General features: G+C 61.1%; 21 protein-coding genes. 6 read left to right on the top strand and 15 right to left on the bottom strand.

Annotated features, from left to right (window positions below; all coding sequences use genetic code 11):
- Nucleotides 1–202: 202 nt before the first annotated feature.
- Nucleotides 203–670, top strand: coding sequence for a nuclear transport factor 2 family protein (locus BA011_RS25600; RefSeq protein ID WP_065282839.1), 468 nt, complete (start codon nucleotides 203–205; stop codon nucleotides 668–670).
- A 46-nt stretch (nucleotides 671–716) separates the two neighbouring features.
- Here BA011_RS25600 and BA011_RS25595 read toward each other — a convergent pair whose 3' ends face one another.
- The 4 genes from BA011_RS25595 to BA011_RS25580 all read right to left on the bottom strand — a co-directional run bounded on the left by BA011_RS25595 (nucleotide 717) and on the right by BA011_RS25580 (nucleotide 4,980).
- The gene (locus BA011_RS25595; protein WP_065283517.1) at nucleotides 717–1,184 is read right to left on the bottom strand and encodes a response regulator; all 468 of its coding nucleotides are present in this window, start codon (nucleotides 1,182–1,184) and stop codon (nucleotides 717–719) included.
- A 69-nt stretch (nucleotides 1,185–1,253) separates the two neighbouring features.
- Nucleotides 1,254–3,197: an ATP-binding protein gene (locus tag BA011_RS25590; RefSeq protein WP_065282838.1), complete on the bottom strand. Its 1,944-nt coding sequence runs from the start codon at nucleotides 3,195–3,197 to the stop codon at nucleotides 1,254–1,256.
- Complete coding sequence (locus BA011_RS25585; RefSeq protein ID WP_065282837.1) at nucleotides 3,194–3,856, bottom strand: response regulator; 663 nt, start codon at nucleotides 3,854–3,856, stop codon at nucleotides 3,194–3,196. Before BA011_RS25585 ends, BA011_RS25590 begins: the two co-directional genes overlap by 4 nt.
- Entirely contained in the window at nucleotides 3,853–4,980 is a 1,128-nt protein-coding gene (locus tag BA011_RS25580; protein ID WP_065282836.1) for a sensor histidine kinase, read from the bottom strand. The genes BA011_RS25585 and BA011_RS25580 overlap by 4 nt, the downstream gene beginning before the upstream one ends.
- A 191-nt stretch (nucleotides 4,981–5,171) precedes the next feature.
- Between BA011_RS25580 and BA011_RS25575 the strand changes: the two genes are divergently transcribed.
- Together BA011_RS25575 and BA011_RS25570 are read left to right on the top strand one after the other, a co-directional pair.
- A complete protein-coding gene (locus BA011_RS25575) occupies nucleotides 5,172–5,630 on the top strand; it encodes an SgcJ/EcaC family oxidoreductase (RefSeq protein WP_065282835.1) in 459 nt (152 codons plus the stop codon).
- A 330-nt stretch (nucleotides 5,631–5,960) separates the two neighbouring features.
- A complete protein-coding gene (locus tag BA011_RS25570) occupies nucleotides 5,961–6,518 on the top strand; it encodes a DUF3299 domain-containing protein (RefSeq protein WP_065282834.1) in 558 nt (185 codons plus the stop codon).
- 319 nt (nucleotides 6,519–6,837) lie between these two features.
- Here BA011_RS25570 and katG read toward each other — a convergent pair whose 3' ends face one another.
- On the bottom strand, nucleotides 6,838–9,024 hold the full coding sequence (gene katG / locus BA011_RS25565; RefSeq protein WP_065282833.1) for a catalase/peroxidase HPI: 2,187 nt from the start codon (nucleotides 9,022–9,024) through the stop codon (nucleotides 6,838–6,840).
- 143 nt (nucleotides 9,025–9,167) lie between these two features.
- On the opposite strand from katG, the gene BA011_RS25560 reads away from it, so the two are divergent.
- The gene (locus tag BA011_RS25560; RefSeq protein WP_065282832.1) at nucleotides 9,168–10,082 is read left to right on the top strand and encodes a hydrogen peroxide-inducible genes activator; all 915 of its coding nucleotides are present in this window, start codon (nucleotides 9,168–9,170) and stop codon (nucleotides 10,080–10,082) included.
- Between the two features lie 21 nt (nucleotides 10,083–10,103).
- Here the strand turns inward: BA011_RS25560 and panB are convergent, their stop codons facing one another.
- On the bottom strand, nucleotides 10,104–10,925 hold the full coding sequence (gene panB, locus BA011_RS25555; RefSeq protein ID WP_065282831.1) for a 3-methyl-2-oxobutanoate hydroxymethyltransferase: 822 nt from the start codon (nucleotides 10,923–10,925) through the stop codon (nucleotides 10,104–10,106).
- Complete coding sequence (gene panC, locus BA011_RS25550; RefSeq protein WP_065282830.1) at nucleotides 10,922–11,851, bottom strand: pantoate--beta-alanine ligase; 930 nt, start codon at nucleotides 11,849–11,851, stop codon at nucleotides 10,922–10,924. The genes panB and panC overlap by 4 nt, the downstream gene beginning before the upstream one ends.
- A gap of 276 nt (nucleotides 11,852–12,127) precedes the next feature.
- Here panC and BA011_RS25545 point away from each other — a divergent pair, with 276 nt between their 5' ends.
- Complete coding sequence (locus BA011_RS25545; protein ID WP_065282829.1) at nucleotides 12,128–12,601, top strand: ProQ/FINO family protein; 474 nt, start codon at nucleotides 12,128–12,130, stop codon at nucleotides 12,599–12,601.
- Nucleotides 12,602–12,717: 116 nt separating this feature from the next.
- Here BA011_RS25545 and BA011_RS25540 read toward each other — a convergent pair whose 3' ends face one another.
- The 6 genes from BA011_RS25540 to BA011_RS25515 form a co-directional block, all read right to left on the bottom strand.
- Entirely contained in the window at nucleotides 12,718–13,779 is a 1,062-nt protein-coding gene (locus BA011_RS25540; protein ID WP_065282828.1) for an ABC transporter ATP-binding protein, read from the bottom strand.
- Between the two features lie 22 nt (nucleotides 13,780–13,801).
- Complete coding sequence (locus BA011_RS25535) at nucleotides 13,802–14,656, bottom strand: sugar phosphate isomerase/epimerase family protein (protein ID WP_065282827.1); 855 nt, start codon at nucleotides 14,654–14,656, stop codon at nucleotides 13,802–13,804.
- 45 nt (nucleotides 14,657–14,701) lie between these two features.
- Nucleotides 14,702–15,940, bottom strand: a complete 1,239-nt coding sequence (locus BA011_RS25530) for an ROK family transcriptional regulator (protein ID WP_065282826.1) — start codon at nucleotides 15,938–15,940, stop codon at nucleotides 14,702–14,704.
- Between the two features lie 35 nt (nucleotides 15,941–15,975).
- Nucleotides 15,976–16,818: a carbohydrate ABC transporter permease gene (locus tag BA011_RS25525; protein WP_011649125.1), complete on the bottom strand. Its 843-nt coding sequence runs from the start codon at nucleotides 16,816–16,818 to the stop codon at nucleotides 15,976–15,978.
- Entirely contained in the window at nucleotides 16,815–17,744 is a 930-nt protein-coding gene (locus tag BA011_RS25520) for a carbohydrate ABC transporter permease (RefSeq protein ID WP_020047456.1), read from the bottom strand. The genes BA011_RS25525 and BA011_RS25520 overlap by 4 nt, the downstream gene beginning before the upstream one ends.
- Nucleotides 17,745–17,814: 70 nt before the next feature.
- A complete protein-coding gene (locus BA011_RS25515; RefSeq protein WP_065282825.1) occupies nucleotides 17,815–19,113 on the bottom strand; it encodes an ABC transporter substrate-binding protein in 1,299 nt (432 codons plus the stop codon).
- Between the two features lie 371 nt (nucleotides 19,114–19,484).
- Here BA011_RS25515 and BA011_RS25510 point away from each other — a divergent pair, with 371 nt between their 5' ends.
- The gene (locus tag BA011_RS25510; RefSeq protein WP_065283516.1) at nucleotides 19,485–20,531 is read left to right on the top strand and encodes a Gfo/Idh/MocA family protein; all 1,047 of its coding nucleotides are present in this window, start codon (nucleotides 19,485–19,487) and stop codon (nucleotides 20,529–20,531) included.
- An 11-nt stretch (nucleotides 20,532–20,542) separates the two neighbouring features.
- Here the strand turns inward: BA011_RS25510 and BA011_RS25505 are convergent, their stop codons facing one another.
- Both BA011_RS25505 and BA011_RS25500 read right to left on the bottom strand, forming a co-directional pair.
- Nucleotides 20,543–21,682, bottom strand: coding sequence for an ROK family transcriptional regulator (locus tag BA011_RS25505; RefSeq protein ID WP_065282824.1), 1,140 nt, complete (start codon nucleotides 21,680–21,682; stop codon nucleotides 20,543–20,545).
- A 211-nt stretch (nucleotides 21,683–21,893) separates the two neighbouring features.
- Complete coding sequence (locus BA011_RS25500) at nucleotides 21,894–22,082, bottom strand: hypothetical protein (protein WP_065282823.1); 189 nt, start codon at nucleotides 22,080–22,082, stop codon at nucleotides 21,894–21,896.
- Between the last annotated feature and the right edge of the window lie 298 nt (nucleotides 22,083–22,380).

The raw sequence follows: 22,380 nt of genomic DNA, 5'->3' as shown, positions 1-22,380 counted from the left end.
CGGACCGGCGTGACGCCGGCAGTTGCCAATGCGCGCATGTCCACCAGAAATCCTGGCCGCCGCAATTAGCACCCATGAGCCACACCGCATGGCTTCAAAGCGGCCACCAAGCGGAACCCAAGTGCGCTGCAAGCTCAAGAAAACCAGCGTTTATGGACGGAAACTAGACTAGATCGCGAATCCATACCAAGGAGCTTGATGCATGACATTCGGGAAATCGCTTTTCGCACTCGTCATTTTGGCAGGCGTCGCCGCGCCGGCCGGGGCCATTGCTGAATCGGCCTCGCGGGATTTGAAGATCGAGGAAGCCAATCGGAAGCTGGTGGTGGAATTCTACGACAGGTTCTTCAACAAGCACGATATCGAGGCCGCCTCGGTCGTCGCTGACGACTACCGGCAGCACAATCCCCAAGTTCCCGATGGGAAGAAGCCTTTGATTTCCTTCTTCACCGGCTTCTTCAAGGAGAATGCCCAATCGAAAGCCGAGATCGTCCGTAGCGCCGCCGATGGCGATCTCGTCTGGCTGCATGTGCACGCGACGAACGGCGCCGATGACCGCGGCCAGGCGATCGTCGATATTTTCCGCGTCAAGGACGGCAAGATCGTCGAGCACTGGGACGTGATCCAGGCCGTTCCGAAAGAGGCGGCAAACAAGAACACCATGTTCTGAGTTGAGTGGGGGCCCTGGCTGGCCCCCATTGTCGGCGCGATCCGCATCAATCAATTCGGGGACGCTCCGATTTCGGCGTTGTCAGCCCGTGTTTGGCAAGCTCCAGGGTCAGGATGCGGGTTTCGAGAAGGTTGAAGATACGCAGAATGGCCTCGATCGCATCGAACGGCTTCGTCAGAAAATCCTTCGCGCCGAGAGAAAGCGCCCGCCGGCGCGTCGGTAGTGTCGCATCCGCGGTTAGAACCAGGATCGGCAGATAGCTGTTTTCGGGAATGAGCCTCGCAAAGATCTCGAGCAGGGCGAAACCGTCCAGATCGGGCATCATCAGATCGAGAAGAACAAGATCGACAGAATGTTCGCGAAAGAGCCGCAAGGCCTCGCGCGGTTCGGTGGTGCTGATCAGCGCCGTAAAGCCTTCGCGCTTGAGGATACGCTCCAGCAGCGAGGCATTGGCGGGCTCGTCGTCGACGATCAGGATCGTCGATCGGCGCACGATATCGGTGGAATCTGTCATGGACCCAATATTTCGTTGAAGCGATGCCGAACTGATATCAAGCGGCGCGGCCAAATCAAAGGCGATGCCTTACGGCGGGCTTCCCATCGCAACCGGTCTTGCCTCTGGCGCTGCAGGCGCGCGCGGCAGATCGACATAGAAAGTGGCGCCGCCTTCCCGATTGCTGAAGCCGAGCGTTCCGCCCATGGCGTCGGTCAGATGTTTCGACAGCGCGAGCCCGAGACCCGTTCCATCCTGGCTGATCCGTTCCGCTCCCAGCCGATCGAACGGGGTGAAAAGCCGGGAGACGCGTTCGGCCGGAATGCCGGGACCGGTATCGCTGACCTCGATGCGGATACGGCCGCCATCCATCGCGCGGTGGCTGACGGTTACGCTTCCTTGGGGGCGATTGTATTTCACCGCATTGGAGAGGAGGTTGAGGAACACCTGCAGCAGACGCCGTCGGTCGGCGAGCACCGAAATATCCGGCTCGGCCGGCTCGACGACCTCGATCGTGATCTGCTGCTTGCCGCAGAGCGGTCTTGCAAGCGACACGGCTTCATCGATCACCTCGGCGACGGGCTGTGCTTCAACAGCGAGATCCATGCGCCCGGCCTCGATCCTCGCCATGTCGAGAACCTCGTCGATGAGGCTGAGCAAATGCCGTCCGGCCCTCAAGATCTGCGCGACGCTGTCTTTGGACTCGGTATCGGTGACGTCCATTTCCAGAAGCTGCGCGAAACCGAGCACGGAATTCAGCGGCGTGCGCAGTTCGTGGCTCATGCGCGACAGAAATTCGCTCTTGGCGTTACTCGCTCGGATCGCATCCTCACGGGCGCCAAGCAGGGCCTCTTCGATTTGCTTGCGCTCGGTTATATCGCGCGTGATCTTGGAAAAGCCGCGCAACCGGCCCGTCTCGTCATGGAGTGCGGTCACGACGACGTGCGACCAGAATTGCGACCCGTCCTTGCGAACGCGCCTGCCTTCAGCTTCGGTGCGTCCGTGAAGAGCTGCTTCGGCAAGCTCTTCTGCCGGAAATGTGTCCCTGGTTTCCGTGGGATAGAAGCGGGAAAAATGCTGCCCGACGATCTCCTCGGCGCCATAACCGGTGATCCGCTCGGCACCTGCATTCCAGCTTATCACCCGTCCTAAAGTATCGAGCCCGAAGATGCCGTAGTCGCTGACGCCTTCGACCAGTTGCCGAAAACGCTCCTCGCTCTCGGTCAGATCAGCCTCGCGTTTTTTCAGAAGGACGCTCGCATCCTCGAGCGCCTGTCCGAGGCTCCCGAGTTCATCGCGGAAGGGGTCCGCCACCGTCACGACCTCGCCTTGCGACAGCCGATGCGCCTCAGCTTTCAGCGCATGCACACGGCGCACGATGCTTGCCGAAAACAGGAAGACGGCGACAAGCGCGCCGGCAAAACCAAGAAAGCCGGATGCGATCATCAGGCTTCGCGACAGAGTGCGAACCCGCTCCGCGGCCTCGGTCCTCGCGTGAAGCAGATCGGCCTCCCGCCGGCTCATCGCGTCGATTTCCTGTCTCAGCACATCGAGGACCTGCTTGCCCTCGATGAGCTTGGCCGCAAGGTCCTCGCGCCCGCCGGCGCGCAGGATGTCGGCCTGTTTCAGGAGTTGGAGACGATCGACTTTCGCGACGACGAGGGTGCGGATGCGTTCGAGGCGGCTCTTCTGCTCTTCATCCCGCAATCGCCGGCCGACCTCGTCGAGCACGATGGGCAATCTGTCCTCAGCTCGGTTGAAGGGATCAAGAAAATCGGTTCTGCCGGTCAGCAGATAACCCCGCATCGCGGTCGCCGCTTCCGCGATCGAGGCATGGATCTCCTGAATGCCCGACTGGATTTCGAGCGTTACCCGCACCTGATCCTCGGCAATCCGGCTTTGCCGGTCGGCCACGAAGACCGAGGCGAGGGCCGCCAGCAATAGCGCCAGCGGCACCGTGATGATGACGATGCCCTTCGCCCTAAGCGGTAGGTCGGCGAAGCGTAGCGCCTGCCGGCGCGTCGTCGCGGTCATTGCTGCTCTTCCCCGGATCTTGACACGAGCCCGCCGCGCACGGCCATGACCGCGGCCTGCGTCCGGTCGCCGGCGCCGAGCTTGCCGATGATCCGCTCGACGTGGATCTTCACGGTACCCGGCGAGATCTTCAGGGTCCTGGCGATCTCCTTGTTCGTCAGCCCCTCGGCCACCTTCGACAGGACTTCGCGCTCCCGGATCGTCAGCGTCTCCAGGGCGCTGCTGTTGGTCTGCGGCTTGGTGGCGGCGCGGCGCAACAGCTTGGCGACGAGCGGACCGTCGAAGAAGGCGTCGCCCTGAAGGACGCGGCGGATCGTGCGGAGAATGTCTTCCCTGCTGGCGTCCTTGAGCAGATAGCCCGTGGCGCCTGCCTCGATCGCCGCTTCCAGGTAGTCGAGACTGTCATGCATCGTAATGATCATGACGCGTGTTCCCGGCGACACGCGTCGGATCTCCCTCGTCGCGGCGAGGCCATCCATACGCGGCATGCGGATGTCGAGCAGTGCCAGATCCGGCTTGTGGTGAGCTGAGGCCTCCACCGCTTCGACGCCGTCGCACACGTCCCAGCCGACATGGAAATCGTCCTGACCGCCGATCATGGCGATAAGACCGGCGCGGGCGATGTCGTGATCGTCGGCGACAAGGATCGATGCCGTCATTCTGATGTCGTCTCCTGCGCAAGGGGGGCGGCGGCGCGGACATGCGTGCCGCCCGAAGACCCGGCCTCGATCTCGATCCGGCCGCCGAGCAGCGCCAGCCGTTCCCGCATGCCGACGATGCCGAGTTGCCCGCCCCGCATCTGGGGATGGCGCAGCTCGCCGATGCCTTTGCCATCATCGATCACTTCGAGATGCGCTTCGCCCTCGCCGTCCTCGAAGAGCCGCACGACCAAGCGGCTCGCCTCGGCGTGCTTGATCACATTGGTGATCGCTTCCTGCGCGACGCGATAGAAGATGATCCCGGTCGATGCCGGCCAGCGGTCGGAGGCGACATCGAGGTCGGCGATCACTTCGAGACCGTCGATCGCATCGAGACGCGTGCGCAGGGCCGCGGCGACACCGAGATCATCGAGTTCGGGCGGGCGAAGATCGGCGATGGCCGCCCTGAGATCGGCAACGGAATGGCGCGCCAGTGCAGCAAGTTGGTCGATCTCGGGCTTCAGGACATGCGCCTCGCCGATACGGGCCGCGAGGTCCTGCAGGCGATAGCTGAGGCCTGCAGCCAGCTGCGCCGAGCCGTCGTGAAGATCAAGCGCCACCCGCTGCCGCTCCTGTTCCTGCGCCTGGATCAATTGCGCGACAAGGGCCGCGAGTTCACTTCGCTGCCGCTGGAGATCGCCGAGAAGCGCCTGGTTTTCCGCTGCCTGCCGATTGAGATTGTAGGCGTCGGCGAGCTGTCCCGCCACCACCTCCAATGTTTGCCGATCGTCGGCATCGACGCCGCGCCCCCTCAGCGGACCGATCAGCGTCAGGCAGAGACCGGAGCCGTCTTGCGAGGTAAACAAGATGCTGTCGCTTCCGGGGCTTGTCGACTTGCCGACCGTCATCTGCACAGGCAGCTCTTCTTGCGAGGACGGGAAAACGAGCTCGGCAAAAGATGCTCCCGCGAAGTCGGCGAGACGGGACAGAACCTCCTGAGCAGCCGCTTCGAAAGTTTGTGCGTCAAGCAGGTTTCGCGCCTCCATGATGAAGCGCAGACGAGCCGCGCGCGCTTCCGCTGCCCGGTAAAGGGCCTTCAATTCCGTTACGTTCGGCGAATGCGTCGCGCCTGTATCGTGGTTCATGCCTGACGGGACTGCTCCGATATGAATGACGCCGGCACGATAGTCATTCCGGCGGGAATGTCATCTATGCCGTTCGGCAGACCCGATCGGAGCCACCCGGCAGATGGGGCGGCGGCACTGGGCACCTTAGATGTCGATCATGCGGTCGACCGATGCGATGTCCGCCGGAACCGCCACATAGGAAAGTCAAAATGCGTACCATCATTGCTGCCGCCCTCGTTCTCGGTTTCGTTCAGGTCCAGTCAGCCGCGGCGGCTGCCGAAACCGCAACCTGTGCGCCGACAAGCGAGGCGGAAATCGCCAAGCTCTTCGACCGCTGGAATACCTCACTCGCGACCCTGAGCCCCCAGGAGGTCGCCAAGAACTACAGTGAGGACTCCGTGCTGCTCGCGACCTTGTCGGACAAGCCTCGTCTGACCCAGGCGGAACGGATCGATTATTTCGAGCACTTCCTGGTGAATGAGCCCAAGGGCCATATCGATAGCCGCGACATCAAGATCGGCTGCAACTGGGCCGTCGACACCGGCACCTACACCTTCAGCCTGAAGGACGGCTCGAAGGTTCCCGCCCGCTACACCTATACCTATGAATTCAAGGACGAGAACTGGCTGATTACCTCGCACCACTCTTCGATGATGCCGGAAAAGTAAGGCTTCACCAGCCCACCTGTCCGACAGGGAGATCCCGTGTTCACCCCACGCGGGGTCTCCTGACTGCCAACCACTCGGTCGTCGTTCCCCCGAGCTATTGCCTCCGGTCGAGGGCAGCGATTCCTTGGCGCTGCCGTCACTTTCTTGCCGAACAGCAGCAGGACGGGCTCGAATATGACGAAAGAGAGGGCATGCACGGCACACCCTCTCCCTTTTCTCTGCAAAGCCCTGAGTAATCCGCGCCGGAAGCTTTGACGGCCGAGCGGGATCGGGAGTAGCATCCATACGGCAGCGGCAAGGTGGTCAAGCGGCCGGCCCCGTGGAGATGCAATGATGAAGCACAAACCTTTGCTCCTGACGTTCGCGGCGCTGGCATTTGGTTTCGCATGCCCAATTTCTGACGCCTTCGCTGCAACGCAGCCTATTTTCTGGAACGCTTTACGGCCGGCCGATCAGCCCAAAGCGACAGTTCCGCCGTCGGGCAAGGCGGTAAGCGGCCCACAAGGCGAAACACTCGCCTGGCATGGCGAGGAACATCCGATCCAATTGACGGGCTTCGTTCTGCCGATCGACCAGGATGGCGATCTTGTCTACGAATTCATGCTGGTGCCTTGGGCCGGAGCCTGCAGTCACATGCCGTCCCCTCCGCCCAACCAACTGGTTCGTGTCGTTCCGGAAGAGCCTTTGCACCTGGCAAGAATGTACGAGACCGTCACCGTGACGGGTAACCTGCGGCCCGGCCTGGATCAGGCGCAATTCTTCATGATCGACGGAGACCGCGTCCTCACCTACGGCTACAGCATAAGCCATGCCCAGGTAGCGACAGTAACGGCGACGACCGATCCCGATCTGCTGTCACTTTCGCCTTTCGGCATTCTGCCTCGCTAAAAGCCCAGAGACGGTGTCGCGATCGGGGCACACTCCTCATTCCTGTGACAGGCACAGGAATCCAGCCACGGCGCGTCTGCGCGGTGAATGACTCTTATCAAAGCAAGGAGGTCGCCCGCGCCCAAGGACTTGGACGCGCTGGATCCCTGTGACATCACTCGGGCAAAGCACTGAGGGCACAGGGATGACGGAGGAGGGGTAGTGGCCGCCCAATCGAGCATCAGGCGTTTCGAGAACTGGACGGTCGGGTAGTAGGTCCGGTCTCCGATGAAAAATGCCCGGGCGCAGCCGAAACTGCGCCCGGGCGAAATGCTGCCGATCAGACGAGATCGAAACGATCGGCGTTCATGACCTTGGTCCAGGCCGCGACGAAGTCCCTGACGAACTTCTCCTTGGTATCCGCCTGGCCGTAGACTTCGGCAAAGGCGCGCAGCTGCGAGTGCGAGCCGAAGATCAGGTCGACGCGGGTGCCGGTCCACTTGACTTCGTTGGTCTTGCGGTCGCGCCCTTCGTAAACGCCGTCCTTGCCGGCAACGGGGGACCACTGCGTGGCCATGTCGAGCAGGTTGACGAAGAAGTCGTTCGTCAGCGTCTCCGGACGGGAGGTGAAGACGCCATGCTCGGGCGCGCCGGCCTTCAGCACACGCAGGCCGCCGACGAGGACGGTCATTTCGGGGCCGGTCAGCGTCAAGAGCTGGGCGCGGTCGACGAGTGCTTCTTCCGGCTTCATGAACTGATGGCGCTTGCCGTTCACATAGTTGCGGAAGCCGTCGATGCGCGGCTCGAGTGCTGCGAAGGAATGCGCGTCGGTCTGGGCTTCGGAAGCATCCGTGCGGCCCGGCGTGAAGGGCACGCTGACGGCGTTGCCGCCGGCCGCTGCCGCCTTCTCGACGCCGGCTGCACCGGCGAGAACGATCAGGTCGGCCAGCGAGATCTTCTTGGCCCCGGTCTGAGCCGCGTTGAAGTCCCTCTGGATGCCTTCGAGAACGCCAATGGCCTTGGCGAGCTGGGCCGGCTGGTTGGCGTCCCAGTCTTTCTGCGGGGCAAGGCGGATGCGCGCGCCGTTGGCGCCGCCGCGCTTGTCGGAGCCGCGGAAGGTCGAGGCGGATGCCCAGGCCGTCGAGACCAGTTCCTGCACGGTGAGGCCGGTCGCCAACACCCTTGCCTTGAGGGCGGCGATATCCTGGTCGTCGACAAGCGGATGATCGACGGCCGGGATCACGTCCTGCCAGATCAGGTCTTCGGCCGGAACCTCCGGACCGAGATAGCGCACCTTCGGTCCCATGTCGCGGTGGGTCAGCTTGAACCATGCGCGGGCGAAGGCATCGGCGAACTCGGCAGGGTTTTCCAGGAAGCGGCGCGAGATCTTTTCGTAGATGGGATCGAAACGCAGCGCCAGGTCGCTGGTCAGCATGGTCGGCAGATGCTTCTTGGATGCATCATAGGCATCCGGAATGGAGGCATCGGCGTTCTTGGCCTGCCACTGATGCGCGCCGCCCGGGCTCTTGGTCAGCTCCCATTCGAAAGCGAACAGGTTTTCGAAGAAGTAGTTGCTCCACTGGGTCGGCGTCTGGGTCCAGGTCACTTCGAGGCCGCTGCCGATGGCATCGCGACCGACGCCGGTGTTGAACTTGCTGTTCCAGCCCAAGCCCTGAGCTTCGAGCTCGCCGCCTTCCGGGTCGATACCGACAAACGACGGATCGCCAGCGCCATGGGTCTTGCCGAAGGTATGCCCGCCGGCGATCAGCGCCACGGTTTCTTCGTCGTTCATCGCCATACGGGCGAAGGTTTCACGGATGTCGCGGGCGGATGCCAGCGGATCCGGAGTGCCGTTCGGGCCTTCCGGGTTGACATAGATAAGGCCCATCTGCACGGCGCCAAGCGGCTCTGCTAGTTCGCGTTCGCCACTGTAGCGTTCATCACCCAGCCAGGTTCCCTCAGGACCCCAGTAGAGTTCTTCCGGCTCCCAGACGTCGGCGCGGCCGCCGGCGAAACCGAAGGTCTTGAAACCCATGGATTCGAGCGCGACGTTGCCGGTGAGAATCAACAGGTCAGCCCAGGAGATCCTGTTGCCGTATTTCTGCTTGATCGGCCAGAGCAGTCGGCGGGCCTTGTCGAGGTTCACGTTATCGGGCCAGCTATTCAGCGGCGCGAAACGCTGCTGCCCCTGACCGGCGCCGCCGCGGCCGTCGGTGATGCGGTATGTGCCGGCGCTGTGCCAAGCCATGCGGATGAACAGGCCGCCGTAATGGCCGAAATCGGCCGGCCACCAATCCTGCGAATCCGTCATCAGCGCGTGAAGATCCTTCTTCAGGCCGTCGAGATCGAGCTTCTTGAACTCCTCGGCATAGTCGAACGCCTCACCCATGGGATCGGCGCGGCCGGAATTGTGGTGAAGAATCTGCACGTTCAACTGATTGGGCCACCATTCGCGGTTGGATCTGCCGCGAGGCGTATTGCCATGTGCAACAGGACATTTGCCTGCGCTGTCAGTGGGGTTGTCCATGATCGTCTCCTTGATTTCTTGATCTGTCTGCGGTCCAAAAAGATGAGCCGAGCTGGCGCCCCACTCTCTCCCTGCAGTCTTCATATCGGAAGCATGTAATAAATTTAAGTTGGATTTACTGATCGGTACGATAAGCTGAACTTATGAAGAACCTTACCCTGAAACAGCTACGTTATTTTGAAGCACTGGCTAGAGATGGCCGCTTCCGACGTGCCGCCGACGCCTGTGCAATCTCCCAGCCGGCATTGTCAATGCAGATCAAAGAACTTGAGCAAGAGTTGGGCGGTGAGCTTTTTGAGCGCAACGCGCGTGAGGTGAAGCTGACCGCTTTCGGCCAAAGCGTCGCGCTCAGGATCCGCGATATCCTGCGTGGCGTGGACGAGCTGGCGGATCTGGCGCGTGCCGCGCGCGATCCTTTCCTGACGCGGCTGCGCATCGGCATCATCCCTACGATTGCGCCCTATCTGTTGCCGGCGATCATCAACGATCTGAACAGGAGCTTTGCCGGCATCCAGATCGAGGTGCGCGAGACGCAGACGTCGAAGCTGGTTCACGAGCTGGCGCAAGGCCAGCTGGACACGGCAATCGTTGCCTTACCGGTGTCGGAACCCTTCTTGGCAGAACTCGAGCTCTTCAAGGAAGAGTTCGTGCTGGTCCGGCGGCCCGAAGACGAGGGCAAGCCGGTGCCCGAACGCGAGGCGCTGCGCGAAATGCGGTTGCTGCTGCTCGAGGAAGGCCACTGCTTTCGCGATCAGGCCCTGTCGTTCTGCAAGATAGGGCAGGCCCGTCCCCGGGAAGTCATGGAAGGCAGCTCTCTCTCCACCTTGGTCCAGATGGTCAGCGCCGGTATCGGCATCACCCTGATTCCCGAAATGGCTGTTCCTCTCGAAACGCGCTCGGCGCATGTCTCCATCTCCCGTTTTCAGTCTCCGCAGCCGTCGCGAACGATCGGCATGATCTGGCGCAATTCGACGCCGATGGCCAAACAACTCCAGCAGGTTTCCGAGGCGGTTCGCCGGTCGGCCGACAGCATGCGCGAACAGTATGCCGCCCGGTGATGGACCTGATATGGCCTCGCCTCAAGATCGCCGTTTGAACGTATGCTCCGCTGCCGGAAACTGTCGCGATCGGACCTCGTCGGCATAAGCGGCAGCGGCGGCCGAAATCCTCTTGCCGAGTTCGTCGTAGCGCTTGACGAAGCGCGGGGTGAAATCGTTGAAGAGCCCCAGAATGTCGTCGGAAACCAGAACCTGGCCGTCACAGGCGGAAGAAGCGCCGATGCCGATGGTCGGAACGTGCATGGCGGCCGTCACCTCGCGGGCGAGCGGCTCCACCGTGCCCTCGATGACGACCGCAAAGGCGCCCGAGCCGCCAACGGCGTGGGCATCGCGGCGGATTTTCGACGTCTCGTGTTCGGAATGGCCGACGGACCGATAACCGCCTGCGGTTTGGACCTGCTGCGGCATCAGGCCGATATGGCCCATAACCGGAATCCCCCGCTTCGTCAGAAAGGCGATGGTCTCGGCCATCTCCTCGCCGCCCTCCAGCTTGACGGCATCGCAGCCGGTTTCCTGCAGGATGCGAACAGCATTGCGGAAGGCGATCTCCTTCGATTCCTGATAACTGCCGAACGGCATGTCGACGACGACGCAGGCCTTGCCGACGCCGCGCATCACCGCCTTGCCGTGCGCGATCATCATGTCGAGCGTCACGCCGATGGTGGACTCCATGCCGTAGAGCACCATGCCAAGCGAATCCCCGACCAGCAGGAGGTCGCAATGCTCATCGAGCAGCCGCGCCATGGAGGTCGTATAGGCGGTCAGGCAGACGATTGGCTTGCCGCCTTTCATAGCTGAGATGCGCACTGGTGTAAGGCGCTTCTGAATTCCGGCCGCGCTCATCTGGTCACTCCCTTTCCCGGCAAGCTCCGCCCGCCGACAACCCTTTTGTTCCCGACAACCCGGTTGTCTCCGACAACTCGGTTGCTACTGACGACCCTGTTGTCGAGCAGCCGTGTCGAGCCGACCCGAACGAAGAGCGCCACGACGACAGGATCTGCGATCGATGTGACCGGCTTCAGCGTTGCGGCATCCCTGATGGCGACGACCTCGGGCTTTGCCAGAGGCTCGCGATTGAGAAATGCCGTGAGCTTTGCCTCGAGTTCCACCGGATCGGTCAGGCCGCCGGCGACCAGACGCTCGGCCTCGTCAAGGGTCTGAGGGACGATCACCGCGGCACGCCGCTCCGCCTCGCTGAGATAGACGTTGCGCGACGACAATGCGAGGCCGTCGCTGTCCCTGACCGTCGGCACCGATATCACGCGCACCGGCACGGCCAGATCGTCCACCATGCGCTTGATGATGATGACCTGCTGGTAATCCTTCTCTCCGAAATAGGCGGTTTGCGGTTGCACGATGTTGAAAAGCTTGCAGACGACAGTGGTGACGCCGGCAAAATGCCCAGGCCGTACCGCCCCTTCCAGTTCGCGCCCGAGATCGGGAACGTCGACGACAGCAAGCATCGGGCGGGGATACATGTCCTCGACGCCAGGCGAAAAAAGAAAATTGACGCCGGCTTGCCTCAGCATGGCGGCATCGCGTTCCAGATCGCGCGGATATTTGCTCAGATCTTCCGCCGGGCCGAACTGCAGCGGATTGACGAAAATCGAGACGACGACGATGTCATTCTCGGCTCGAGCGCGCGAGACGAGCTCCATATGACCGGCATGGAGATAGCCCATCGTCGGAACAAGGCCGACGGTTCGCCCCTGCCGCCGCAGCGCGTCGAGCGTGTGGCGCAGCTCGTCAATGCTCGAGAAAACCCGCATATATCCTCCCCTGGCGGTCACTCCATCTTGGGCGCGGATAAGAAGTGTAATCGATGCGGCAGGTCAATGCATATTCCTGGATAAAAACGATTAGATGAAACGCCAGCCGATGACACCGGACCATATCAGCCCCGGGAAACGGCATTTCGGCACTAAGCTCCTTTTCCCGCGTCTCATCTGCTTGCAGTGGAACCGACGATGTGCGACTTCCGTTACTCGCCCTGTCCGTCAAGATACCATCACAGTCGGTCGCTATGGACGTTACATGGAGGACGCATGGACAAGCCCTGGAAGATCAGCCGCGGACCGATTGCGGCAACCGAGCTCGACGTGGAGAAGGCAAACGCGATCAACATGCTGTTGATCCGGCCGGTTGGCGTCCTTCCTGCCAAGGCGGGAGATCCGGTCCTTCCTTTTGCCGTCGGCCTTTTCAACGAACTCCGCCCGCTCCTGAAGCCCGATGCCGGCGTCACCACGCTCAGGCGAGCGACCGCGGCCTACGTCCACGGCCGGCGCTACTATTTCGCCAGCGCCCAACCCGATTCCATGCGCCATGGTCTTGACGGTGAACCTGTCGAACCACTGTCGTCCGAAGACCGGCTGGTCGCGCAAAAACGCTTTCTGAGCCTCAAGCAGACCACCGGTAAGACAGACGCGCCCGAGCAGACAGCACCGATCCCCGCTCCCCTGTTGAGCAAAAGCGAACAGATCCGCGCAGCCCTCCTCGGCAAAAGGAACGCCGCCAGCTAGAGCTGGCTGACGGCTTTCTCGTAGCAGTGTTCTATAGAGTTTCCATTCGGGGCCGGGGGCGCGGAAAACGCGCCCCCGGCTGGCGCCGGCCGAAGGGGGAGGGGCAATCGGCCGGGTCAGTTCAAAGGGGCTTCGCCTGATGTGATCCGCTGCTCGTTTCCGGCAAACAGGTGAACAGCATCATGGATTGGCGCAATCCTCAGCACCTCGCCGGGGGCGGCCCTGATCCGTTCCCTGAAGACGCAGGTCAGCGTCTGTGTCCCCAGCCGGACGATGACCAGCGTTTCCGAACCCGTCGGCTCGACGACCACCGTCGTAACCTCGATGCCGCCCGGGTCCAACCGGATATGTTCGGGTCGAATGCCGTAGGTCACGGCTGCAGGTGGATGCCGGTCACTCGGCAGGAGCAGGCCGTCGGCGGTGCGGAACCCATCTTCCGTCATGTTGCCACTGATGAAATTCATCGCCGGGGAGCCGATGAAGCCGGCGACGAAAAGATTGTTCGGACGATCGTACAATTCTAGCGGAGAACCCGACTGCTCGATCAGGCCGTCCTTCATGACGACGATCTTGTCGGCCATGGTCATGGCTTCGATCTGGTCGTGGGTGACATAGATGGTCGTCGTCTGCAGCCGTTGATGCAGTTCCTTGATCTCCGAGCGCATCTGCACTCTGAGCTTGGCGTCGAGGTTCGACAGGGGCTCGTCGAAGAGAAAGACCGCCGGGTCGCGCACGATCGCCCGCCCCATTGCCACACGCTGTCTCTGGCCACCCGACAGCTGCTTCGGATACCGCTCCAGGAGACTTTCAAGACCAAGGATCTTCGCGGCGTTGCCGACCCGCTGATCGATCTCCGTCCTCGGCATCCGTTTCAGCCGCAGCGAAAAGCCCATGTTCTTCGCAACGGTCATATGCGGGTAGAGCGCGTAATTTTGGAACACCATGGCGATGTCCCGATCCTTGGGCGCAAGCTCATTGACGATATGCTTGCCGATCTGGATCTGCCCCGCGGTGATGCCCTCAAGGCCCGCAATCATCCTCAAAAGCGTGGATTTGCCACAGCCCGAGGGGCCGACCAGAACGACGAACTCGCCGTCGCCGATGTCGACTGATACGCCTTTGATGGCTTTGAACGCGCCGTAATCCTTGCGCGCATTGTTGACCGAAACATGGGCCATTACCGTCCTCCCGAAATCGCTGTCAAAGTCCGCTCAGGACATTTCTCAAATAATCGAGGCCGAGGCGCTCGCCGTCTTCGCGCGCGCCTAAGTCCTTGCCCGGCCAGCCATAGGCGGCATCCTCGTGTTCAATCGACAGCGTGCCGTCGAAACCAGCCTCGCAGGCCCGGCGCAGAAACCTCGGCCAATCGATGAGGCCGAGCCCCGGCAGCTTGTATTGCCACCAGCCCTTGCCGTGATAGCCGACAGCCTGCAGGCTCTCCGGATCGATTGCCGTGTCCTTGGCATGAAGGATGGCGATGCGATCCTTCACCGCCTCCATCGCCTGATACGGATCGACGCCGATGCGGATGAGGTGCGAGGGGTCGAATTCCAACCCGAAACGAGGATCCCTGATCCTCTGAAAGAGCTCCTGCCATCCTTTCGGCGTCGTCCCGATGAAATTGTCATTCGGACCCGGCCAGTTCTCGATTGCAAACGTGAGGCCATAGGGCTGCGTCTCAGCGATCAGCCCGTTGGCGAAGTCGGCGAAGTCATCATAATTGGCTTCGTCGCTTGCCGTGTCGTCCCGGCCCGGGAAGATCACGAAGATCGGGACACCTGCTTCACCGATCGCGCCGGCAAATTCGGCAGTCCTTTCGCGAAGTGCCTTTCGTTTTGCCCGGTCGGCATCGAGCTGATTGCCGAAATAGGTGATCGACGACACGAAGAGGTCGCGGCTGCGCGCGAGCGCGACGGCGGCCTCCACCCGATCCGGCGTCTTGATATGGCCGCCGACGTCGATCTCGATGGCGTCGAACCCGGCCGATGCGGCGAAATCCACCACTTCCTCAAGGGGACGATCGTTGAATGTCGAGGTGTAAAAGCCGATCTTCACCAAAATCCTCCCATCTTCACCAAAATTCCTGGCCATACGGCCGTTTCAATTGTTCAGACGGTCCATGTTCTTGAGTGGAGAACGTGTGCGTTGAGCCGGATCTGCCGATGCGAGCATGAGGGCTGCTGCCATCGGCATGACCGCCGCCCCCATGGCAGAGGCATCCTCTCCGAGCGAGGCGCGATGAAGCGAGGGAAGGTTGGTGTCTTCGGCATCGAGATGCTCGTGCACATAACGCAGCAACTCGTCGACGATGCGAATCGGCAATCGGCCGCCGACAAGGACGGCGTCTGGGTCGACGACCATGCCGATATGCTTGACGGCGACTGCCAGATGCGCGCTCATTTCCTTCAGCCACTGCGAAACGAGGCGCCTGCCATGCGCATCCAACGTCAGAAGATCATGCGGAACACTCACCTCCACGCCATGCCGCGCGAGGAAATCATAAAGGAAAAACAGCGAAAATATCTCGCCGAGAAGCTGGACCTTATGGGCCTTCCCGTCCCCGCCGTCGGCGATCGGCAGCCAGCCGATTTCACCGCTGAGGCCCATGGCGCCACGATGACCGTTACCGTCGAGCACGAGGCCGCCACCCGGGCATGGATTGATTGCGATGTAGAAGAAGCTGCTGCTTTCAGCACCCAATCCGTAGTCGAGTTCGGCAAGGGCTGCGGCATTGGCTTCGTTTTCGATGAAGACGGGATGCTGCGTCAGATTCTCCAATGCGGCGCGCACATCGAATGCCGTCCATTCCTGATAGGCGTCGGGCTTGCCGAGGAGCGAAATCTCACCAAGCCAATCCGGCATCGCCAGACCGATACCGGCGAGGCGCGCGTCGTCGATGAGCCGGCTGCGCTGGAAATGCGAAATCGCATCGGCGGTGAGCTGCAGGAATTCCGCCGGCAGGATGAAGCGTTTCTCGTGATGCACGCGGGCGCGGACATTGCCGACGGCATCGACGGCCAGGATCGTCAGATGATCGCGATCGATGTTGATGCCGATGGCAAAACAGGCATCCGGATTGATTTCGAGTTCGATCGCCGGCTGGCCTCTCAGCCCATGCCGCCGGCGGGCTTCCATGATCAGGCCCTCATCCAGCAGGCGATCGACGATCCGGGCGATCGCCGGTTTGGTAAAACCCGTCCGCCTGGCGATTTCGGCCCGCGAAATCGGCGCCTGGCGATGAATGCAGCGCAGGACGACGGCCCTGTTGTGTTCACCTGCATCTTCGACATTGGCGCCGGTTAGATCCGGGGAGAGCCTGGCGCCGAGTGTCTGGTTCATGCCCGAAATCCTTCCTTGCGCATAGCTTCCACTCGTCATCCCTTGACCGCGCCGCTGGTCATCGCACCGAGGATCAGCCGCTGGAGCGACAGGAAGGCGACGATCGCCGGAACGACCGCGATCAGGCAGGCGGCGGCAAGCAGCTGGATGGATGAGTCGGTCTGCATGCCGCGGAAGTTAAAGATGCCGACGCCGATCGGCATCAGATCATTTTTCGTGAGCAACAGAAAAGGCACCAGAAATTGCGACCAGCCGGCAATCACCGTGATGATGAAAACGGAGGCGATGCCCGGCGCCGATAATGGCAGAATGATACGCCAGAAGACCGAAAATCGATTGCAGCCATCGATCATGGCGGCTTCGTCGAGGCTGCGCGGGATGCCGTCGACCGAGCTCTTCAAGAGCCAGGTCGCCAGCGGAACGCCAAGGGCGATATAGACCATGACGACGGCAAAATGCGTATCCAGCAGGCCGAGGCGGTTCATGTAGCGGTAGAGCGGCACCATGATGACAAGCGGCGAGATCATCTGAAAAAGCAGCAGCCCCATCATCGACAGGCCCTTGCCGCGGAACTGAAAGCGAGAAAAGGCATATGCCGCGGGCAGTGCGACGATCAGGACGCCCAGTCCGCTGAGGGCGGCAAGCTTGAGGCCGTTCCAGAGATAGATCGGGAAATAGCTGTTGTTCAAAACGGTGATGAAATTGTCGATGGTGGGGTTGTTGGGAATATACCGCGCCGCGCCGCGATAGATCTCACGCTTGTCGCGCATCGCCATCGACAGGAGATAGGTAAGGGGGCCGGCGAAGAACACGAACATCACCAGCATGAACAGATAGCTCATGGCATCGCCGAGCCGCGTTCCGGTCCGTCCACTCATTGCTCTTCCTCCTTCGGCAGGAACGACGCATAGATAAAGGCTAGCCCGAGGCTGATGATCAGCATGAGCACGGAGAGCACGCTGCCGCCGGACAGGTCGTAGTTTCTAAAGACGATATTGAAGACGTAGAGCGAGATGACCTCGGTCGCACGCCCCGGACCGCCGCCCGTCAGCGTGATGATCGCATCGAAGGTATTCACCGTCTGGATCGTGATGAGGATCATGTTGACGAGGATTGCCGCGCGCAGCTGCGGAAGCGTGACGAAGAAAAACTGCTGCGATGCCGTCGCGCCGTCGACCTCGGCCGCTTCATAGAGCGAGGGATCGATCGACTTCAGCGCCGCATACATGACGACCATCGAAAATGCCGTGCCACGCCATATGTTGGAGATGAGGGTAGACCACGGTGCGATTGCGGGGTCGGAGAGCCAGGCGACCGTTGGCATGTGCATCAGCCTCAGAATGCTGTTCAGCGCACCATAAGGCGCTTCGGAAAAGAGCATCTGCCAGATGATGCCGCCGGCAATTCCGGGAACGACCCAGGCAACGAGCGCCGTCGTCCTCAATATGGTGGTGCCGAACAGGCCGCGCTTTTCGCCGCGGATAACCACGACGGCGACCGCAAGACCTAAAATTTGCTGGCCGATGACGCTGCCGCCGACGAAGATCAGGGTCGCCCACAGAATGTCGGGCAGCTGCGGCGAGCTCAACGCATTGGTGATCGACCCCAGCGTATAGTCCTGATTGTCGCCGATCAGCGTGGCATTGGTGAATGAAAGCCTGAAAACGTCGATGACGGGGTAAAGATAGAAGATGCCGATGACTACGATCACAGGCATGATCCAGGGCAGGGGCGCACCGGCGAAACGGCGCATGAACGTTCTGCTTTGAGGCGGGCTGTCAGCCTCGATGGCAATGGGGCTCATTGGCTTCTCTATGCGGGGTTTCGCAATGTCGACGGCGCCCGGCGGGCAGGCGCCGTCACGGTCGGAAGCACTAGAGACGCTTGTAGGCCTCCAGCGCCGCGTTGAAGGCGGCATTCAAGGCGTCTTCCGGCTTTTTGGTCCCCGAGAGCACGTCGCCCATCATGATCTGGATCTGGTTGGAGATTTCAGGATAGATCGGCACACCCGGGCGTGCCTGTCCATCGACCAGAGCCGCGGCGAAGGTCTTGTTGGCTTCGGTGGAGAAGACCTCATATTTGTCGAACAGCGACTTCCTGGTCGGCAACTGCTGCTGCAGCGCGTTTGCCGGCCCCATATAGACCTCGCGTGCGAGGTTGGCGCGCATCTCGATCTTGTCCTTGTCCTTGCTGAAGGAGGCGATCGTCCAGCCACCGGTGCCGGTCGAACGCTGATCGGCGCTGGGGCCGGGGATCGGCGAGAAGGTCCAGTTGTTGAACTCGTCCTCGTCGAGCGTGGCCTTCAGCTGCGCATATTGCCAGTTGCCGCCGATGAAGAGAGCCGTCGTCGCCGCGGCGGCCGCGGCATTCATATCGTCGTAATTCGCGATCGTGCTGACGCGCTTGGGCGCGGCACCCGAATCGACGAGATCCTTGAAATAATTCAGCGCCTTTAGGAATTTCTCCTTGTTCTCGCCTTCGCCGAACACTGGCTTGCCCGAGTCGTCGACGAGCTTGCCGCCCAGCGCCCAGTAATTTGCGAGCCAGTCGAACGTCGTCCCTTCCCAGCGCCCGCCATTGAAGAGAACGCCTTCCATGCCTTCCTTGGTGGAGGCGAGCGCGGCCTTTTTCAGGTCGTCCCATGTCTGCGGCGCATCCGCCACGATCGACTTGTTGCGGTAGAGCACACGAAGGTCGGTATCCCACCACCAGGCGCGGACCTTCTGGTCCTTATCCGTGATGCCGCTGCGGATGAAGGGGAACAGGTCATCCACTTCCTCCTTCGAAAAATACGATGTGAAGTCCGCAAGAACATTATTGACCATGAACTGCGAAAGAACGAAGGAGTCGACCGCAGCGCAGTCAGGCGCGTTGCCGGCTTTGGCCTGCTCCAGCATCTTGGCCTGTTCGGTTCCAATGTCCGAGGACATGAATTGCAGCTGCAATTTCCAGTCCGGATGCTTTTTGATGAAATCGACGAAGAGCTTCTGGTAGCCCTCGGCGATCGCCGGATCCGAATTGTTCGGACTATCGTTCGTCAAACGGACGACGAGGGATTTTGGCGCATCGGCTAGGCCGATCCTGTCCTTAGTGGCAAGTTCCTGGGCAAATGAAACGGATGCTGAAAATAACATGGTGCTCAGCGCAAATGCGCTGACGGTGGCGCTCTTCATGATGGGTCTCCTCCCCATTTTGAACGGATACAGCCTTGGCGGTCAGTTGACCTCTCCTCAATTCCGTGCTGCATTAATTAGATTAAGTTACTTTGATTTGATGTCAAGCCACAGCTTGGGAGGCCAGAACCTGGGAGGTTGAGATGCTGGCGACAATCAACAGCAGCTAGCGCACAGTTCCTGAAAATCGAGATCGATCTCCGGAAAAGGATATGCGCCGCGAAATTGATGGAGCGTTCCGCGCCACGCGCGGCGCATCCACCACTATTTTCCTGAAGAAGAGCACGAGGCAATCGCGGATGGCTGCGATGGCGCGAGTGCGGTTTTGCCCGGCTGAACTGCCGCGGGAAGTTAATTCCATGGAGGATAAGATGCGTCTACTCATTCTCGGTACCGGCGGAATGGCCAACCAGCATGCCGCTAACTTCAAGGCAATCGAAGGCGTCAGCGTCGTGGGGGGCGTCGATGTCGTCCCGGAGCGGCTCGCGGCCTTTTGCGCCGAACATGGCATCGCCAATCATTTCACAACCCTTGAGGATGCTCTCGCCTGGGGCGAGTTCGACGCGGTGGCGAACGTCACACCCGACCGCATTCATCACCCGACGACGCTTCAGGCAATCGCCGCCGGCAAGCACGTCTTCTGCGAAAAGCCGCTCGCCACCGATGCGGTCAAGGCCATGGAGATGACCGAGGCCATCGAGCGATCGGGCAAGGTCGGCATGGTCAATTTCACCTATCGCAATTCGCCCGCCCTTCAGAAAGGCCGGCAAATGGTGCTCGCCGGCGAAATCGGGCAAGTGCGCCATGTCGAGGCGTCGCATCTGCAAAGCTGGCTGGTCGGTCGTCACTGGGGCGACTGGAAGAGCGAAAGCAAATGGCTGTGGCGGCTGAGCAAGAAGCATGGATCCAACGGTGCGCTGGGCGACATCGGCATCCACATCGTTGATTTCGCATCCTACGGTTCAGGGCTCGACATCGCCCATGTCTTCGCGCGGCTGAAGACTTTCGATAAGGCGCCGGGCCACAAGATCGGCGAATATGATCTCGATGCGAATGACAGCTTCACGATGAATGTCGATTTCGCCAATGGTGCGATCGGGACGATCCAGGCGACGCGCACGGCGGCCGGACAGATGGACCAGCTGCGCCTCAGGGTTTATGGCGAAACCGGCTCGATCGAGATGATCTACGATACCGGAAAATCGACGCTACGCGCCTGTCTTGGAGAAGACGTGCACTCGGCGACCTGGCGCGACGTGCCCTTCGATCCGGTCGAGACGAACTACCAGCGTTTCGTCCAGGCCGTGCGGGCGGGCAGGACCCAGGAACCCTCGTTCCGGCGGGCGGCCAATATCCAGAAAGTCCTGGACATGGCGCTGGCCTCCGATCTCAGCCACACCGATGAAGCGCTCGCCTGAGGCAACATGCATCACGCCGAAGCAGGCGGCAGCAGCAAAGTGTTGAGGAAGGGCAGGAGAGCTGCACCGAGCGCAACGCCGCCGCCGCTGAAGCTTGCGGGTTTCATCGGCGAAATCCAGGGGGTCAGCAGCGGTCGCGTGGACGTGTCGCGCCGCTCGATCGAAAGCTGATGGATCAGCGCTTCGATCACGCCCTGCGGCAGATCGCTGCCGATCATGACGACGCTCGGGGCGAGGAAACCAGCCATAGCGATGACCGGGTCGAGCAGATGGCCTGCGGCTTCGCGTATCCATTGCGACAGTGACGGCGAGGAGAATTCCTCCCCTTGCAGCAGGCGGGTGAATGCCTGGTCGCCGATCCGTGATCGCAGAGATTCGAAACCGACGACGGTGTTCAATTGGACATTGTCCGGGCCGGTCAGCATTTCGCCGATGCTGCCTGCCCGGCCATGCACGCCGGAATAGGGAATACCGCGAATGAGAAAGCCGGCCTGAACGTCGTCGTCGATGATGATCATCGCAAGTCCGCCTTCCCTGCCGGAGTTGCCGATCGTGCGTTCGGCGAGAAGGCTCGCCGTACACTCGTTCTCGACATAGGGACGCGCGATCGTCGACATCGCGGCGATCTGATCGCTTTGCTCCTCTGTCCAGTCGTTGGCGGCGATGCCAAGGCCGATGATCGGCACTGCCGCGTGGCGATCGACCATATCCCTGACGGCCGCATGCAGCAGGCCAACTTTGTCTGAGGGGTTCAGCTCGATATAGGCTCGGTCATGGACCTGGCCACTCAGATCAATGAGCACGGCCTCGCCACGCTTTTGGCGAAGCTTGACGCCGATCGAGAAGGCGCCTTCCGGGCGCAAGGCAAACTCGGTAGCGGTGGCCCCGCCGCCAACGCCATTGCGGCGGTTGGAGGTGACAAGCTTCTCCTCAGCCAATCGGCGGAGAATATTGGTAATGCCGGGGCCGGTCAGGCCGCAATGCCGGCCAAGCTCCATCCGCGTCAGCGGGCCATGGCGGCGGATCGCCTCCAGAATGACGCGAATATTCCGGTCGGCGATTTCACCGGACCTCAGGCCGACCATTTTGGCGCGCTGGGCGCCCACCTCCTGAGTGTGAACCCGACGCGGCCCTGACCGAAGATACCGCATGACTGACTTTCCTAGAGCACCATATCGGTTGTGTACTTCATCAACGGGCTATGGGAAAGCCGGGCCTAGCAGCCGCTTTTTCGGCTGAACGTCCTATCAATCTGGAACAGGGCTATCACGGCGCTGACGAAGCGCGGCGGGGCGAATGCCGCAAAATGCGTCAACAGACCCTCGAAACGACACGGCAATCGGAGCTTCACTCTATCGGTCGTTAGTAGCTGCAAGGATGATCGTTGCCGAATCCATCGCGGCAGGCAGGCCTGAGCGAATAGTCGGCGCCGGTATATCCAACCGAGCCGGTCTGCATCGAGTCATTCGAGGTCGTCGTGCAGGATGACGACGATACGGCAACCACGATGACGGCTATCGCGGCTGTCAATAATTTGCGGACTTGAAGCATCCCACCCTCCCCAGCGCTGCCTGAAATCTGCCATATCAGTGCAATTCTCGGTCAAATAGGGCCGACGGGAGTTTCGATAACTGTTGTTGTCGATCAAGATCTCGTTATTCGGTGAAGGTCCAATCACCGTTTCCGATCGGGAAGGGCTGGGACTCCCGCAAACCCGGAGTGGTTCACTTCATTCGCACTTGACGGCAAATCAAAGTTACTTAATCTAAGCGCCAGTAGGACCCACTGGGAGGAGGGGCCGGCAAAACGCGATCCTTGTCGCACCATCTTCATCTCCCAAAGCGATGAC

This window comes from Rhizobium leguminosarum (assembly GCF_001679785.1).
GTDB classification, from domain to species: Bacteria; Pseudomonadota; Alphaproteobacteria; order Rhizobiales; family Rhizobiaceae; genus Rhizobium; species Rhizobium leguminosarum_R.
This window is presented reverse-complemented; position numbering and strand designations above follow the sequence as displayed.

Coding starts and splice junctions, on each gene's coding strand:
- BA011_RS25600 (WP_065282839.1), top strand. CDS start 203: ATGACATTCGGGAAATCGCTTTTCGCACTCGTCATTTTGGCAGGCGTC.
- BA011_RS25595 (WP_065283517.1), bottom strand. CDS start 1,184: ATGACAGATTCCACCGATATCGTGCGCCGATCGACGATCCTGATCGTC.
- BA011_RS25590 (WP_065282838.1), bottom strand. CDS start 3,197: ATGACCGCGACGACGCGCCGGCAGGCGCTACGCTTCGCCGACCTACCG.
- BA011_RS25585 (WP_065282837.1), bottom strand. CDS start 3,856: ATGACGGCATCGATCCTTGTCGCCGACGATCACGACATCGCCCGCGCC.
- BA011_RS25580 (WP_065282836.1), bottom strand. CDS start 4,980: ATGAACCACGATACAGGCGCGACGCATTCGCCGAACGTAACGGAATTG.
- BA011_RS25575 (WP_065282835.1), top strand. CDS start 5,172: ATGCGTACCATCATTGCTGCCGCCCTCGTTCTCGGTTTCGTTCAGGTC.
- BA011_RS25570 (WP_065282834.1), top strand. CDS start 5,961: ATGATGAAGCACAAACCTTTGCTCCTGACGTTCGCGGCGCTGGCATTT.
- katG (WP_065282833.1), bottom strand. CDS start 9,024: ATGGACAACCCCACTGACAGCGCAGGCAAATGTCCTGTTGCACATGGC.
- BA011_RS25560 (WP_065282832.1), top strand. CDS start 9,168: ATGAAGAACCTTACCCTGAAACAGCTACGTTATTTTGAAGCACTGGCT.
- panB (WP_065282831.1), bottom strand. CDS start 10,925: ATGAGCGCGGCCGGAATTCAGAAGCGCCTTACACCAGTGCGCATCTCA.
- panC (WP_065282830.1), bottom strand. CDS start 11,851: ATGCGGGTTTTCTCGAGCATTGACGAGCTGCGCCACACGCTCGACGCG.
- BA011_RS25545 (WP_065282829.1), top strand. CDS start 12,128: ATGGACAAGCCCTGGAAGATCAGCCGCGGACCGATTGCGGCAACCGAG.
- BA011_RS25540 (WP_065282828.1), bottom strand. CDS start 13,779: ATGGCCCATGTTTCGGTCAACAATGCGCGCAAGGATTACGGCGCGTTC.
- BA011_RS25530 (WP_065282826.1), bottom strand. CDS start 15,940: ATGAACCAGACACTCGGCGCCAGGCTCTCCCCGGATCTAACCGGCGCC.
- BA011_RS25525 (WP_011649125.1), bottom strand. CDS start 16,818: ATGAGTGGACGGACCGGAACGCGGCTCGGCGATGCCATGAGCTATCTG.
- BA011_RS25520 (WP_020047456.1), bottom strand. CDS start 17,744: ATGAGCCCCATTGCCATCGAGGCTGACAGCCCGCCTCAAAGCAGAACG.
- BA011_RS25515 (WP_065282825.1), bottom strand. CDS start 19,113: ATGAAGAGCGCCACCGTCAGCGCATTTGCGCTGAGCACCATGTTATTT.
- BA011_RS25510 (WP_065283516.1), top strand. CDS start 19,485: ATGCGTCTACTCATTCTCGGTACCGGCGGAATGGCCAACCAGCATGCC.
- BA011_RS25505 (WP_065282824.1), bottom strand. CDS start 21,682: ATGCGGTATCTTCGGTCAGGGCCGCGTCGGGTTCACACTCAGGAGGTG.
- BA011_RS25500 (WP_065282823.1), bottom strand. CDS start 22,082: ATGCTTCAAGTCCGCAAATTATTGACAGCCGCGATAGCCGTCATCGTG.